This window comes from Pseudomonas sp. PARCl1 (assembly GCF_947311875.1).
Taxonomy (GTDB): Bacteria; Pseudomonadota; Gammaproteobacteria; order Pseudomonadales; family Pseudomonadaceae; genus Aquipseudomonas; species Aquipseudomonas juntendi.
The window spans coordinates 44,856-59,336 of record NZ_CAMZMX010000035.1 but is presented as its reverse complement, the minus strand read 5'-3'; the positions used below and the strand labels follow the sequence as shown (position 1 = coordinate 59,336).

The window sequence follows — 14,481 nt, the reverse complement described above, 5'->3', positions numbered from 1 at the left end:
CGCCGTACAAACAAGGCGGCCGCGCGCGCCTGTCACAGGCGTTACTGGCCCGAAACAAACGTAGGAGCGAGCGCAGCTCGCGATTGCGCCGCGCGGGCGGCGCTCGGCGCGTCAGGCCGCGACCTCACTGTGCGGCTCGAAGCTGTCGGCCCTGGCCAGCTGCCACATGCGCGAGTAGAACTGGCCATCCACCTCGCCGGTGAGCAGCTCGCCCGGCTTGAGGAACACATGCATCTGCGAGAACAGCTTGATCTCGGTGGCCGAGATGCGGCGCACCAAGTGCTTGGCCTCCAGCTGTGCAGGGTGTTCCAGGCCAGCCGCCGCCAGCATTTCTGCCAGCGCGCGCAGGGTGTTGTGGTGGAAGTTCAACACCCGCTGGGCCTTGTCCGGCACTACCAGTGCGCGTTGGCGCAGCGGGTCTTGCGTGGCCACGCCAGTGGGGCATTTGTTGGTGTGGCAGCTTTGCGACTGGATGCAGCCAATGGCGAACATGAAGCCGCGCGCCGAATTGGCCCAGTCGGCGCCAATGGCCAGTACACTGGCGATGTCGAAGGCGCTGACGATCTTGCCGCTGGCGCCCAGCTTGATCTTGTCGCGCAGGTTCAGCCCGACCAAGGTGTTGTGCACGAACAGCAACCCCTCACGCAGGGGCACGCCAATGTGATCGGTGAATTCCACCGGCGCCGCGCCGGTGCCGCCTTCCTTGCCATCGACGACGATGAAATCCGGCAGGATACCGGTCTCCAGCATGGCCTTGGCGATGCCCATGAACTCCCACGGGTGGCCCAGGCAAAACTTGAAACCCACCGGCTTGCCGCCGGACAGTTCGCGTAGCTGGGCGATGAACTGCATCATCTCGATGGGGGTGGAAAAGGCGCTGTGCCGTGACGGCGAAATGCAGTCTTCGCCCATCAGCACGCCACGGGTCTCGGCAATTTCCTGGGTGACCTTGTGCTTGGGCAGGATGCCGCCATGGCCAGGCTTGGCGCCCTGGCTCATCTTCACTTCGATCATGCGCACCTGCGGGCTACGGGCTTGTGCGGCGAAGCGCTCAGGGTCGAAACGCCCGTCCGCGGTGCGGCAGCCAAAGTAGCCGCTGCCCAGTTCCCATACCAGGTCACCACCGTGTTCACGGTGGTACGGGCTGATGCTGCCTTCGCCAGTGTCATGGTGGAAGTTGCCCAGTTTGGCGCCCTGGTTGAGCGCGCGGATAGCGTTGGCGCTGAGCGAGCCGAAGCTCATGGCCGAGATGTTGAAAATCGAGGCCGAATACGGCTGGCTGCACTGCGGCCCACCAATGATGATGCGGAAGCTGGCCGGGTCGGCCAACGGCGCCGGGCGCATGGAGTGGCCAATGAACTCGAAGCCGGACTGGTACACATCGATCAAGGTGCCGAACGGTTTGTCGGAAGCTTCGTTCTTGGCCCGGGCATACACCAGCGAGCGCTGCGCACGGGAGAACGGCAGTGCGTCGCTGTCGGACTCCAGCAGGTACTGGCGGATCTCCGGGCGGATGGCCTCTACCAGGTAGCGGATGTTGCCCAGGATGGGGTAGTTGCGGCGCACGGCGTGGCGCTGCTGCAGCAGGTCGAACAGCCCGATCAGGCTGAGAACGCCGGCGGTCAGGGTGAAGGGCCACAGCCATTCATGCTGACTGAAGGGCAGGCTCGCCAAGGTGAACAGGACACAGGCGGCGAAGAAGGCATAGCGGCTGAGAAGTGACAGGCTCATACGGGGTCCTTGCGATGGCGCGGTCAGGCTCAGGGCCTGGGGGCAAACCCCGACCATAGCCAAGTTGCCGGGCGCTGCAAATTAAAATCGGGGTAGCGAAAATCATTCTCGCCACGCCAAGCCTCAGCAGCCCTGGCCCATGCTCGGCAAGGCAGGCTGTTTACGGTGCCCCGCGCAGCAGCTTCTGTCGCCAGCTTTCCTGCTCGTGCGCGGGCGCCTCGCTCAGGTACACAGGGCGCCCGGCCACGCGCTTGGCCACTGGCACACCGTCGCGGTACAGCAGGCGGTTGCCGCTCACCGCCGGCACCTTCACCCCCGGCAGCAACGAGCCGATCAGGTTCAGCGGGTCACTGGCACTGACCACCTGCAGTGCGCCGTCCGCCTCGCGCCGGCGTACCTGGCGCAGTAACCCGACCGCCTCCGGCAAGGCAAATTGTTCACCGGCCAACCCGGCAATGAAGCGCCCCCCGCGGATCTCGCCGCGTGCCTCCAGCCGGTGGTAGCAGCGCAGCAGTTCCCGCCACGGTGGCAGTACATCGCTCTCGCGCTCCAGCAGCCGCCAGCACACCACGCCATAGCGCCTTAGCAGGGCGTGGGCGATGTGCTCCAGGCGTTGGCTGTCATCCGCCGTGCCCTGGCGCAGCAATGCCCAGCGCCCGGCATGGGACATGCTGCTGGACAACGGTGCATGGCCGCGCCGGCGGGTGCGTGAAGCGCGTTTCGCCGCCGGGGCGATCAGGCTGCGCAGGCCAGTGAAGCTGTCGGCACCTACCAGGCCGGCACCCACCAGTTCCTGCAACGCTGTTTCCAGTTCGCTGGGCAGCAGGCGGGCATCGTGGGTCAGTTCGTCGAAGAATAACGCCCCCTGAGCCTGCAGCACCTCATGTACCCGCTGCGCCCGTGCGCCAAGGCTCTGTACGGCAGGCGCGGGCGCCAGGCTGCGCCACAGCCCAAGGTGCTCCCGAGGCAGCAACACCAGCGGGGTGCTCGACAAGGTGCTGCCTGAGCGGCTCGCGGCCAGCCGGCTCCAGGCGAATTGCCCGCTGCGGCACGCATCATCGAGCCAGTGGGGGCTGTAGTCGTGGATGCGTGCGGGCAGCAGTTCGGCCTCCCAGGCTGCGGCTGCACTGGGGAAGCCCTGCAACTGCCCAAGCACTTCGGCTACAGCCTGCGGGCCACGCAGCCGCGTGTCAGGTGCCAGGTGCTGCCAGTCGAACAGAAAACGCATGAAGTCCTGCAGGCTGACCGGCTCGATTTCGCGACGCAAGCGCTTGACCGTGTAGCGGTGGATGCGCGCCAGCAAATGGCGTTCGCACCATTGCAGCTCGTTGGCGGCCGGGCTGAAGTAGCCGCGCAGCACATAACCTTCGGCTTCCAGGCGGGCCAGGGCCTGTTCGACTGCCTGCGGCGGCATGCCCAACGGCGCGGCGATCTGTACCAGCGTCTGCGGGCCATGGGCGCTCAGGCGGCCACGCAGCAGTTCGCCCAGGGCATTGTCGGGCTCGATGGGCTGGTCGAAGCCAGGCAACTGTTCCAGCGCCGGTTCGAGGGGCGTCGCCGGGTAGATCGCCTGCAGCAGGTTCAGGCGCTCGCGGGCCAGCCACAACTGCTCACGGGGCAGGCGCAAGGTGCGGCCGGCCTTGGCCAGTTGCCTGAGGAACAGGTTCCAACCAGGGTTGGCGCTGACCTGCGCCTGGCTGATGGCGCCCAGGCTCATCAAGGTTTCGTGCATTTCGTCGCTATTGCGCGGCTGCGGCCAGGCCTCGGCGGCCACGGCAGCGATGGCGTCGGCGTCCAGTGCGCCCAGGTCGTCACTGCTGTGCACCTCGTTCCAGCGCCGGTTGAGCACCGCCTGGGTGCGCCGCTCTTCCAGCGGTGCGTCGTCGAGGAATGTATAAGGGCGGGCATTGAGAATGGCCGACGCCAGCGGCGATGGCGCAGGCAGATCGCGGCACAGCAGGCGTACTGCCCCGCTTTCCATGCGCCTCAACAGGGCCAGCCAGCCCGTGCAATCCAGGGCCTCGTGCAGGCAGTCGTCGAGGGTCTGCTCGACCAGCGGGTGCTCGGGTATCTGCCGCTCGCCGGCGATATTTTCCAGGCAGGCGATCTGGTCGGGAAATACCGCGGCAACCAGGTCTTCGCTTTTCATGCGCTGGATTTGCGGCGCTACTTTGCGCCCGCCCACGAAGCGCGGCAGGGCCATGGCGACACTGGCGTTCCAGCGCCAGCGCACACCGAACAGTGGCGCTTCGAGCACGGCCTGTATGAGGAGGGCTTCTGCGGTGCCGCTTTTCAGGTAACGCCAGACCTCGTCGAGGTCGAAACTGTGGCTGGTGGACAGCGACAGCACGATGGCGTCCTCGCTGGCGGCCGCCTGCAGTTCGAAATTGAAGGTGCGACAGAAGCGTTTGCGCAAGGCCAGGCCCCAGGCGCGATTGATGCGGCTGCCGTAGGGCGAATGGATGATCAGCTGGGTGCCGCCGGAGGCATCGAAGAAGCGCTCCATCACCAACGTTTCCTGCGAGGGCAGGGCACCGAGCACATCGCGGGTACGGGCCAGGTAGTCGAGCAACTGCTCGGCGCAGTCTTCGTCCAGCTCGAACGTACCCTGCAACCATGCCGACACCGCGCGGGTATCGCCGTCGGCCAGCGTCAGCTGCTGGTCAAGCTGTGCCTGCAGCCTGGCCACGGCCGCGGACAGTTCGTCGCTGCGGCCAGGCGCCTCGCCGAGCCAGAACGGAATGGTGGGCGGCAGCCCTTGGGCATCCTCCACCCGAACCCGGCCCGACTCGACGCGCAGGATGCGGTACGAGGCATTGCCCAGCTGGAAGATGTCGCCTGCGATGCTCTCCACCGCGAAGTCTTCATTGACGCTGCCAATGTTCAGCGCCTGCGGCTCCAGCAATACGCTGTAGTCGGCGTTGTCCGGAAGGGTGCCACCGCTGGTCAGCGCGGTCAGCTGGCTGCCGCGGCGGCCCCGCAATGTGCCGCTTACCGCATCGCGGTGCAGGTAGGCACTGCGTACGCCCTGGCGGCCGTGGTAGCCCTCGGCAAGCATGCGCAGCAGGGCCTGGTAGTGCTGCTGGTCGAGGTGGGCATAAGGTGTGGCCTGGCGCAGGCAGTCGAACAACGCCTGTTCGTGCCACGGCTGGTTGCAGGCTTCGGCGACGATCTGCTGGGCCAGCACGTCCAGGGGCGCCCGGGGTATGTGCAGCGCCTCAAGTTCCCCCCGGCGTACGCAGTCGAGCAGGGCCACGCACTCGATCAGGTCGTCACGCGATGTCGGGAACAAGCGCCCTTTCGGCACGCCATCGACCTGGTGGCTGGCGCGGCCAACCCGTTGCAGGAAGGCGGCAATCGAACCCGGCGAGGCCACCTGGCAGACCAGGTCGATGTCGCCAATGTCGATGCCCAGCTCCAGTGAAGCGGTGGCCACCAGTACCTGCAACTGGCCGTGCTTGAGCCGTTGCTCGGCGCTCAGGCGCAGCTCCTTGGCCAGGCTGCCATGGTGCGCGGCCACGGCATCCTTGCCCAGGCGGTCGCTGAGGTGGCGGGTGATGCGCTCAGCCAGGCGCCGGGTGTTGACGAATACCAGGGTGGTGCGATGCTCGCGGGCCAGGGCTGCCAGGCGGTCGTAGACCAAGCCCCAGACATCGGTGGCCATGACCGCCGCCAACGGTACCGGCGGCAGCTCGATGGCCAAGTCGCGTGGCCGGGCATGGCCAACATCGACAACCGCGCAGGGCCGGCCGCTCCCGACCAGAAACTGCGCCACCCGCGCCACCGGGCGCTGTGTGGCAGACAGGCCAATACGGCGCAAGGGCCGGCCTGCCAAGGCCTGCAGACGTTCCAGGGTCAGTGCCAGATGCGCCCCGCGCTTGTTGCCGGCCAAGGCGTGGATCTCGTCGACGATTACCGTATGCACGTTGCGCAGGCCTTCACGACCAGACGCCGAACCCATCAGTACATACAGGGATTCAGGGGTCGTGACCAGAATGTGCGGTGCCAGCTTGCGCATGGCGGCGCGTTCTTTTTGCGGGGTATCGCCGGTGCGCACGGCGGTAGTGATGCGGGGTGCAGCCAGGCCCTGTTCTGCCAGGGCCTGGCTGATACCCTCAAGCGGGGCTTGCAGGTTGACGCGGATGTCATTGGACAGCGCCTTGAGCGGCGAAACATAGACCACCTGGGTCTGCGCCGGCAGCTGACCCTGCTGCGCCAGGCCCTGGCAGAACAGTTCATCGAGCACGGCCAGGAACGCGCTCAGGGTCTTGCCCGAGCCGGTGGGGGCGGCCAACAGCATCGACTGGCCGCCATGGACCAAGGGCCAGGCCTGGGCCTGGGCATCGGTAACGGTTGCGAAGTGGCGGCCGAACCAGGTGCGTACGGCGGGGTGGAACAGTTCGAGCACCGGGTGCTGTTGGGCGGGCAGGTTCATGGGTTGGTTATGGAGGGGCACGGGCGCTTTGGCAAGGGGCCGTTCGTCTGGCCGGCACACCCGACAATGGCCTTGTCAGCCCAAGCGAGCCCGTGGGATCCTCCCCGGCCATTGTTGCCAGCGAGTTCAGCCCATGCCCAATACCATTCGCATCGCCGCCGCCCTGTTGCTCGACCCGCAGGGGCGCACCTTGCTGGTGCGCAAGCGTGGCACCGAAGCCTTCATGCAGCCGGGGGGCAAGATCGATGCGGGTGAAACGGCGCTGCAGGCACTGGTGCGCGAACTGCACGAGGAATTGGGCCTGCACATCGACCCGGCCCAGGCCGTGTACCTGGGCCAGTTCAGTGCCACGGCCGCCAATGAGCCCGGCTTCGAGGTGCAAGCCGAGCTGTTTCGAGTCGACAGCGCCGCTGCCGTGGTCCCGGCGGCAGAAATCGAGGAGGTGGTATGGCTGGCTGCAGATCAGGCGCCAGACCAGCCACTGGCGCCCTTGACCCGCGACCTGATCCTGCCGCTGTACCGCCAGTTGCTCAACGCACCGCGCTGACGCCGTCGAGGGTGGCGAAGGAGGTGTCCTTGGCGGTCAGCAGAAAGTCGCGCATGTACGGCGCATCGAGCATGTCGGTGCGCACAGCGGCATAAAGCGTGGCAAACAGGCCTTTCTCGCCCAGGCGCTTGCCTTTCACATAACCCCGCGCGCTGTACTCATGCAAAGCCCAGTGCGGCATGCCGCACACCCCCCGGCCGCTGGCGACCAGCTGCATCATCATCACGGTCAGCTCCGAGGTGCGCACGGCGGCCGGCTCGACGTCGGCCGGCTCCAGGAAGCGGGTGAAGATGTCCAGGCGGTCGCGCTCCACCGGGTAGGTGATCAGGGTCTGGTCGAGCAGGTCCTGGGGCACGATATACGGCTTGCTGGCCAGCGCATGCTGGTTGGCGACCGCCAGCATGGCTTCGTAGGTGAACAGCGGCACGTAGGTGATGCCGGCCAGGTCCACCGGGTCGGAGGTCACCACCAGGTCAAGGTCACCACGGGCCAGGGCTGGCAAGGGTGCAAAGGCGAAGCCGGAGGCCAGGTCCAGCTCGACTTCCGGCCAGGCATCGCGGAACTGGTCGATGGTCGGCATCAGCCACTGGAAACAGCTGTGGCATTCGATTGCCATGTGCAGGCGCCCGGCCGTACCGCCGGCCAGGCGTGCGATGTCGCGTTCGGCACCCCGTAGCAACGGCAGGGTGGCATCTGCCAGTTGCAGCAGGCGCAGCCCGGCGCTGGTAAAGCGTATCGGCTTGCTCTTGCGTACGAACAGCGGCAGGCCCAGGCGTTCTTCCAGCTCCTTGAACTGGTGAGACAGCGCCGACTGGGTCAGATGCAGGCGCTCGGCGGCTTCCACAAGGCTGTCGGCCTCGCGCAAGGCATGAAGGGTTTTCAGGTGGCGGATCTCCAGCACTGCTGACTCCGGGGTGTGAATGGGGTGAACGAAGCGATGAGTTGAGTTTCGCTCATGTTGGCAACGCTGTCGACTGGGCGTAGCGCCGCACCCCTTTGCGGCGGGCTCCACACCCACTGGGGCCCGAATACCCGCGCCGCAGGCGCTTCACACCGTTGTTGAGGTCAACCGAGGCCGTATTTTTTGACCTTGTCGAACAGCGTGGTCTTGGCCATGCCCAGCTCCTGGCTGGCCTGGCTGAGGTTGCCGCCGGTGCGTTGCAGTGCATCGCTGAGCAGGTTGCGTTCGAACGCCTCCACTGCCTCGGCAAAGCCCAGGCCTTGGCTGGCCCCACCGCTGGGCCCTTTCTTGAACGCCGGCAGGCCCAGGGCGTAGCGTTCGGCCACGTTGCGCAGTTCCCGCACATTGCCTGGCCAGTCGTGGGCGAGGAGGCGCGACAGGGTCTGGCTGTCCAGGGTCGGTGTTTCCCGATCGAAGCGCAGGGCCGATTGCTGCAGGAAGTGCTCGAACAATTGCAGGATGTCTTCGCGGCGCTCGCGCAGCGGTGGCAGCTCCAGGGTCACCACGTTCAACCGGTAGTACAGGTCGCTGCGGAACTGACCGCTCTGGCCCAGGCTATCGAGGTCGGCCTTGGTTGCCGCAATCACCCGGCAATCCACGGCAATGCTCTGGTTCGACCCCAACCGTTCCAGGGTGCGCTCCTGCAAGACGCGCAGCAGCTTGATCTGCAGGTTGATCGGCATGCTCTCCACCTCGTCGAGGAACAGCGTGCCGCCATTGGCGTGTTCGATCTTGCCGATACGGCGCTTGCCGGCACCGGTGAAGGCGTTGGCCTCGTGGCCAAAAATCTCGGTCTCGAACAGGTTTTCCGGCAGGCCGCCGCAGTTCAGTGCCACGAAGGGCTGGCCCTGGCGACGGCTGAAGTCATGCAGGCAGCGCGCGACCAGTTCCTTGCCGGTGCCGGTCTCGCCCTCGATGAGCACGTTGGCCGAGGTGTCGGCCACATTGGCAATCAGCTCGCGCAGGTGCTCCATGGCCGGCGAGCGGCCGATGATACGGCCTTCCAGGCTGCTCTGTTCGGCCAGCTGGCGGCGCAAGGCAACCACTTCGCGCGACAGCCCCCGTTGCTCCAGGGCGCGGCGCACCACGTCGACCAGGCGTTCCGGGGAGAACGGCTTTTCCATGAAGTCGTAGGCACCATTGCGCATGGCGCCAACGGCCATGTCGATGTCGCCGTGGCCGGTGATCAGTACCACCGGCAGGCTGCGGTCGCGGGCCTTGAGGCGGTTGAGCAGCTCCAGGCCGTCGATGCCGGGCAGGCGGATATCGCTGACGACGATACCAGCGAAATCGTCGCCGATGCGCTCCAGCGCCTGCTCGGCACTGCCCACACCTTCGCAGGCGATGTCCTCCAGGGCCAGTGCCTGCTGGCAGCCGAGCAGCACATGCGGGTCGTCTTCGACGATCAGGACGGTAAGAGGCGCTTGGTTCATGGGTGCTCTGCCGATTCGTTAGGGGGCGAAACCAGGGGCAGGGCCAGGACGAAGGCGCTCCCGCCGGTGACGGGGTGCTCGACGTTGAGGCTGCCCTTGGCCGCAGCCGCAAGGCTCGCCGACAGGGTCAGGCCCAGGCCCAGGCCGTGTTCGCCCGGTTTGGTGGTGAAGAACGGTTCAAACAGGTGCTTGCGCGCCTCGGCGTCGATGCCGTGGCCATTGTCACGCACCTGCAAACGGTATTTGTCGCCCTGCACTTCGCCCTCCAGCCACAGTTCGGGCTGTGGCTGCGCAGCCATGGCATCGAGGGCATTGCCGATCAGGTTGACCAGGATTTGCTCCAGGCGGGTCTGGTCGATGGCCAGTTGCTGGTCCTCGTAGTGGTTGTGGAGCTGCAAGTGGCAGGCGCTGATGCGGTTGCCCAGTACTTGCAAGGTGGCTTCTATCGCCTTGGCCAGGGAAGCCTGGCCACTGTCGTCGCTGCGCCGGGCGAACGAGCGCAGGCTGGCAGTGATGCGGCCCATGCGGTCAATCAGGTCGTTCATGGTGCGCAGGTTGGTACTGGCGGTTTCCAGCGCCCCGCGTTCGAGGAAGCGCACCGTGTTGCCAGAGAGCGTACGCAAGGCAGCCAGCGGCTGGTTCAGCTCGTGGGCGATGCTGGTGGACATCTGCCCGATGGCTGCCAGCTTGCCGGCCTGCACCAGCTCGTCCTGGGCGTGGCGCAGCGTTTGTTCGGCGTGTCGGCGCTCGCGAATCTGGCCTTTCAGGCGTTCGTTGCTGGCACGCAGGTCGGCGGTGCGTTCGGTAATCCGTCGCTCCAGCTGGCTGTTGGCTTCCTCCAGCGCCTCGCGTGCGGCCAGGCGGGTAGCGATGACTTTGCGCCGCTCGTTCCAGGCGATGCCGAGGATGGCCAGCAGGGCGAAGGCGACCCCCACCAGAATGCCCTGGACCATGGATTCGCGGCGCAGGTCCTGCAGCGGGGTGAGCAGGGTGAAATGCCAGGGCGTGTCGACCAGCCGGCGGGTCTGGGCCAGGTAGGCCACTTCGTGGGGCTCGCCGTGGGCAGTCTCGCTGTTGGCGGGGAAGGTCAGTTTTTCCACGCCATCGGCCAGGGTCTCGCGGGCCAGGGGCTGCAACTCGTTCAACGGCCACCAGTAATACTGCAGGCTGCGCGCCAGCCGTTCCTTGGTTTGCGCGGTCAGCGGGCGTACCGACTTCAGGCGCCTGGCAGGGTCGCTGGAAAGGATGATGATGCCGTTTTCGTCGCTGACGAATGCCTCCAGGCGCGCCCGCTGCCAACGTTCTTCCAGGGTATCCAGGCGTACCTTGATCACTGCCACGCCAATGATCTTGCCGTGTTCCTCGAGCCCGTGGGCAAGGTAGTAGCCAGCCTCGCCCGTGGTGCTGCCGATGCCGTAGAAGCGCCCAGGTTCGCCGCGTACGGCAGTCTGGAAATAAGCGCGGAACGACAGGTCTTCGCCCAGGAACGAATCGGCATCGCGCCAGTTGCTGGTGGCCTGGACCCGGCCATTGGTATCGAGCACGAAAATTGCCCGGCTGCGGCTGCGCCGGTTCAGGCCTTCGAGGTATTCGTTGACCGCCTGGCGCGAACCGCCATCCGGGTCGGTGAGCAGGTGCGAGACGCTGTCTTCCAGCTCCAGCAGGCTCGGCAGGTAGGTGTATTTGCTGATCTCGCTTTCGACCGTGCGCGCGTGCAGCTCCAGCTGGCGTTCACCGTTTTCGCTGAGGGTGCGGATACCGTTGCTCTCGCTGATCAGGTAGCCAGCCATACCCAGGCCGACCATCAGCAAAATGATCAGTGGTGGCAACAGCAATTGGCGGAGCAGGCGGGATTTCACGGCAGGCTTGGCAGGGAGAAGAAGCGAAGGATCGCATTTCATCACAGTGGCCTTGTCACGACCAGCGCCTGCTGCCCGATTGGGCAGCGGCGCCGACCGGTTCAATGAAGCAAAATCAGTGTTGCAGGATCTTGCTGAGGAAGTGCTGGGTGCGTTCGTGGCGGGCAGTCGGGTCGCCGAAGAACGCCTCCTTCTGGCAGTCTTCGATGATGTGGCCCTTGTCCATGAAGATCACGCGGTTGGCCACTTTGCGGGCGAAGCCCATTTCGTGGGTCACGCACATCATGGTCATGCCCTCGTGGGCAAGCTCCACCATCACGTCCAGTACTTCGTTGACCATCTCCGGGTCCAGCGCCGAGGTCGGCTCGTCGAACAGCATGACGATCGGGTCCATCGACAGTGCACGGGCAATGGCCACGCGCTGTTGCTGGCCACCCGACAGCTGGCCCGGGTGCTTCTTGGCATGGGCGCCAAGGCCGACGCGGTCGAGCAGGGCCAGGCCTTTCTTGGTGGCCTCCGCCTCACTGCGGCCCAGTACCTTGCGCTGGGCGATGGTCAGGTTTTCGGTGATGCTCAGGTGGGGGAACAGTTCGAAGTGCTGGAACACCATGCCCACCCGCGAACGCAGCTTCGGCAGGTTGGTCTTGGGGTCGGCGATCGAGGTGCCATCGACCACGATATCGCCCTTCTGGAACGGCTCCAGGGCATTGACGCACTTGATCAGGGTGGACTTGCCCGAACCCGAAGGGCCGCACACCACCACCACTTCACCTTTCTTGACCTCGGTGCTGCAGTCGGTCAGTACCTGGAAGTCCCCGTACCACTTGTTGACGTTCTTGATGGAAATCATACGGTGATCCTTTTTTGCAGGCGCTTGACCAGCCACGAAGCGGAGAAGCTGATGAGGAAGTACACGACCCCGGCGAAGATCAGGAACTCATGGGAGCGCCCGATGATGTCGCCGTTGGAGCGTGCCGAGTTGAGGAAGTCCACCAGGCCCACGGTGTAGACCAGCGAGGTATCCTGGAACAGGATGATGCTCTGCTGCAGCAACAGCGGGGTCATCTTGCGAAACGCCTGCGGCAGGATGATCAGGCGCATGGTCTGGCTGTAGGTCATGCCCAGGGCCTGGGCGGCGCCCATCTGGCCCTTGGAGATCGACTGCACGCCGGCGCGGACGATTTCACAGAAGTAGGCGGCTTCGAACATCATGAACGCCACCACGCACGAGGTGAAGGCACCCACCGGGGTGTCCTCGCCGGTGATCCAGCGCAGAACGAACGGTACCGCCAGGTAGAACCAGGTGATCACCAGCAGCAGCGGGATCGAGCGGAAATAGTTGACGTAGGCCCCGGCCAGCCGCGACAGCAGCTTGCTTGATGACAGCCGCATGAGCGCCAGGATGGTGCCCAGCACGATACCGCCCACCACCCCCATGACCATCAGTTGCAAGGTCATGAGCATGCCTTCCCACAGGGCGGGCAGGGCCGGGATGATTTCGCTGAAATCCATGTCCATTTACTTGCCCCCCACGGAAATCAGGCCAGGCACGGCGACTTTCTTCTCGACCATGCGCATCAGCAGCATCAGCCCCATGTTCAGGGTGAAGTAGATCAGCGTGGCCAGGGTGAACGCCTCGAACAGGTTGGCGGAAAATTCGGCGGTCTGTTTGGTTTGCGCCAGCAGCTCCATCAGGCCGATCAGCGATGCCACCGAGGAGTTCTTGAACACGTTGAGAAATTCGGAGGTGAGCGGCGGAATGATGATCCGGTAGGCCTGGGGCAGCAGCACGTTGGTGTAGATCTGCGGCAGGCTGAAACCCATGGCGCGGGCCGCGGATTCCTGGCCGCGCGGCAGCGCCTGGATGCCGGTGCGCACTTGCTCGCAGACACGGGCGGCAGTGAACAGGCCCAGGCAGATGACCACACTGATCAGCGCCGAGGTGGTCGGGTTGAGGTCTTGCTTGAACCATTCCTGCAGGCCTTCGGGCAGCAGGTCTGGCACCAGGAAGTACCAGATGAACAGCTGCACCAGCAGCGGCACATTGCGGAACAGCTCCACGTAGATGGTGGCGATGCCCGATACCAGGCGGTTCGGCACGGTGCGCATGACGCCGAGCACCGAGCCCAGCAGCAAGGCGATGATCCAGGCGGAGATGGCGATGGCGATGGTCCAGCCCAGGCCGGTGATGTACCAGTCGAGATAAGTCTCGCTGCCCACGCCGGTGGACTTGAAGAACACGCTCCAGTCCCAGTTGTAATTCATCGGGATTTCCCCTCAGACGGTTGTTTCACGGGCACCTTGGTACATCCGGGGGCGCTGGGCGCCCTCGGATGAAAGGTTAGACACTAATGAGTGGCCTGCAGGGTTTGATTCGTGCTGTCGAGCACCAGGCCGTTATCTGAGGATCAGGACTTCTTCTCGTCCGCGGCCTTGTCGGTAGGCTCGGCGATCAGTTTTTTCAGCTCATCGCTCATCGGGAACTGCAGGTTCAGGCCTTTTGGCGGGATCGGTTGCTGGAACCACTTGTCGTAGCTCTTGTTGACTTCGCCCGACTTGAAATAGGCAACGATGGCATCGTCGACCGCTTTCTTGAACGCCTCGTCACCCTTGCGCACCATGCAGCCGTAGATTTCATACGACTGCGGGGTACCGGTGATGACCCAGTCTGCCGGCTTGCGCGCCTTGGCCATTTCACCGGCGAGCAAGGCGTCGTCCATCATGAAGGCTACGGCGCGGCCGCTTTCTAGCATGTTGAAGGCTTCACCGTGGTCCTTGGCGGAAATCACGTTCATCTTCATCTGCTTGTCGGCGTTCATCGCCTTGAGAATGCGCTCGGAGGTGGTGCCGGCGGTGGTCACCACGTTCTTGCCAGCCAGGTCCGGGAAGTCCTTGTATGCAGGTTGACCGTCCTTGACCTTGGTCAGCAGGCGGGTACCGACTTCGAAGATGCCGACCGAGAAGCCGACTTGCTGCTGGCGCTCGACGTTGTTGGTGGTGGAGCCGCATTCCAGGTCGACGGTGCCGTTTTGCACCAGCGGGATACGGGTCTGCGAGGTGACCAGGTTGTAGCGGACCTTGATGTCCGTACCCAGTTGTTTTTTCAGGGCATCGACGACAGCCAGCTGAATGTCATGCGAGTAGCCCACGGGCTCGGGTTTGCCGGCCAGGTAGGAAAATGGAATGGAAGAGTCGCGGTGGCCCAGGGTGATGGTGCCCGAGTCCTTGATCTTCTTGAGGGTGCCGGTCAGTTCTTCGGCCATGGCTGGCGAAGCAATGATCGCAGCGGCAATGGTGGCGCCCAACAGATGACGAACGATACGCATCAAATTTTCCTCGACGTGTTTGTTTTTTTTATGGAGCCGTTGGCGGACTCTTTCGTTCAACGAATACAGCGAAGCGCTGTGCATTCGATTGAAGAGTGTAGAGCATGAGTCGTGCCAAACGGGTTTGACGAGCAAAAAACCTGATCGTCCGGGCGCTCGGGGCCCTGGCGGAGTGCGTCTATCTCGGGC

At 64.7% G+C, this 14,481-nt stretch carries 10 protein-coding genes; 1 reads left to right on the top strand and 9 read right to left on the bottom strand.

From position 1 onward, the window contains the following. Positions 1-111: 111 nt before the first annotated feature. Both QME24_RS17805 and QME24_RS17800 read right to left on the bottom strand, forming a co-directional pair. On the bottom strand, positions 112-1,731 hold the full coding sequence (locus QME24_RS17805) for an FMN-binding glutamate synthase family protein (RefSeq protein ID WP_054904042.1): 1,620 nt from the start codon (positions 1,729-1,731) through the stop codon (positions 112-114). A gap of 160 nt (positions 1,732-1,891) precedes the next feature. Continuing rightward, positions 1,892-6,166, bottom strand: coding sequence for a DEAD/DEAH box helicase (locus tag QME24_RS17800; RefSeq protein ID WP_281690942.1), 4,275 nt, complete (start codon positions 6,164-6,166; stop codon positions 1,892-1,894). A 133-nt stretch (positions 6,167-6,299) separates the two neighbouring features. On the opposite strand from QME24_RS17800, the gene QME24_RS17795 reads away from it, so the two are divergent. After that, complete coding sequence (locus tag QME24_RS17795) at positions 6,300-6,713, top strand: NUDIX domain-containing protein (RefSeq protein ID WP_161891671.1); 414 nt, start codon at positions 6,300-6,302, stop codon at positions 6,711-6,713. Here the strand turns inward: QME24_RS17795 and metR are convergent. The 7 genes from metR to QME24_RS17760 form a co-directional block, all read right to left on the bottom strand. After that, positions 6,697-7,614: a transcriptional regulator MetR gene (gene metR, locus QME24_RS17790; RefSeq protein WP_009684539.1), complete on the bottom strand. Its 918-nt coding sequence runs from the start codon at positions 7,612-7,614 to the stop codon at positions 6,697-6,699. The genes QME24_RS17795 and metR overlap by 17 nt on opposite strands. Positions 7,615-7,778: 164 nt before the next feature. Continuing rightward, complete coding sequence (locus tag QME24_RS17785; protein WP_009684540.1) at positions 7,779-9,107, bottom strand: sigma-54 dependent transcriptional regulator; 1,329 nt, start codon at positions 9,105-9,107, stop codon at positions 7,779-7,781. Beyond that, the gene (locus QME24_RS17780) at positions 9,104-11,008 is read right to left on the bottom strand and encodes an ATP-binding protein (protein ID WP_029887761.1); all 1,905 of its coding nucleotides are present in this window, start codon (positions 11,006-11,008) and stop codon (positions 9,104-9,106) included. The genes QME24_RS17785 and QME24_RS17780 overlap by 4 nt, the downstream gene beginning before the upstream one ends. Before the next feature lie 73 nt (positions 11,009-11,081). Then, entirely contained in the window at positions 11,082-11,816 is a 735-nt protein-coding gene (locus QME24_RS17775) for an amino acid ABC transporter ATP-binding protein (RefSeq protein ID WP_009684542.1), read from the bottom strand. Beyond that, positions 11,813-12,484 carry an ABC transporter permease subunit gene (locus QME24_RS17770; RefSeq protein ID WP_009684543.1) on the bottom strand — a complete coding sequence of 224 codons (672 nt, stop codon included), beginning with the start codon at positions 12,482-12,484 and terminating at the stop codon, positions 11,813-11,815. The genes QME24_RS17775 and QME24_RS17770 overlap by 4 nt, the downstream gene beginning before the upstream one ends. Further along, positions 12,485-13,231, bottom strand: coding sequence for an amino acid ABC transporter permease (locus QME24_RS17765; RefSeq protein ID WP_054904046.1), 747 nt, complete (start codon positions 13,229-13,231; stop codon positions 12,485-12,487). It lies immediately after the preceding gene. Between the two features lie 143 nt (positions 13,232-13,374). Continuing rightward, positions 13,375-14,292, bottom strand: coding sequence for a glutamate/aspartate ABC transporter substrate-binding protein (locus QME24_RS17760; protein ID WP_009684545.1), 918 nt, complete (start codon positions 14,290-14,292; stop codon positions 13,375-13,377). Positions 14,293-14,481: the final 189 nt, after the last annotated feature.

Bases quoted from the DNA above. Each gene is read 5' to 3' on its own strand.
- QME24_RS17805 (WP_054904042.1), bottom strand. From the start codon at position 1,731: ATGAGCCTGTCACTTCTCAGCCGCTATGCCTTCTTCGCCGCCTGTGTC.
- QME24_RS17785 (WP_009684540.1), bottom strand. From the start codon at position 9,107: ATGAACCAAGCGCCTCTTACCGTCCTGATCGTCGAAGACGACCCGCAT.
- QME24_RS17760 (WP_009684545.1), bottom strand. From the start codon at position 14,292: ATGCGTATCGTTCGTCATCTGTTGGGCGCCACCATTGCCGCTGCGATC.
- QME24_RS17795 (WP_161891671.1), top strand. From the start codon at position 6,300: ATGCCCAATACCATTCGCATCGCCGCCGCCCTGTTGCTCGACCCGCAG.
- QME24_RS17775 (WP_009684542.1), bottom strand. From the start codon at position 11,816: ATGATTTCCATCAAGAACGTCAACAAGTGGTACGGGGACTTCCAGGTA.
- QME24_RS17780 (WP_029887761.1), bottom strand. From the start codon at position 11,008: ATGAAATGCGATCCTTCGCTTCTTCTCCCTGCCAAGCCTGCCGTGAAA.
- QME24_RS17765 (WP_054904046.1), bottom strand. From the start codon at position 13,231: ATGAATTACAACTGGGACTGGAGCGTGTTCTTCAAGTCCACCGGCGTG.
- QME24_RS17800 (WP_281690942.1), bottom strand. From the start codon at position 6,166: ATGAACCTGCCCGCCCAACAGCACCCGGTGCTCGAACTGTTCCACCCC.
- QME24_RS17770 (WP_009684543.1), bottom strand. From the start codon at position 12,484: ATGGACATGGATTTCAGCGAAATCATCCCGGCCCTGCCCGCCCTGTGG.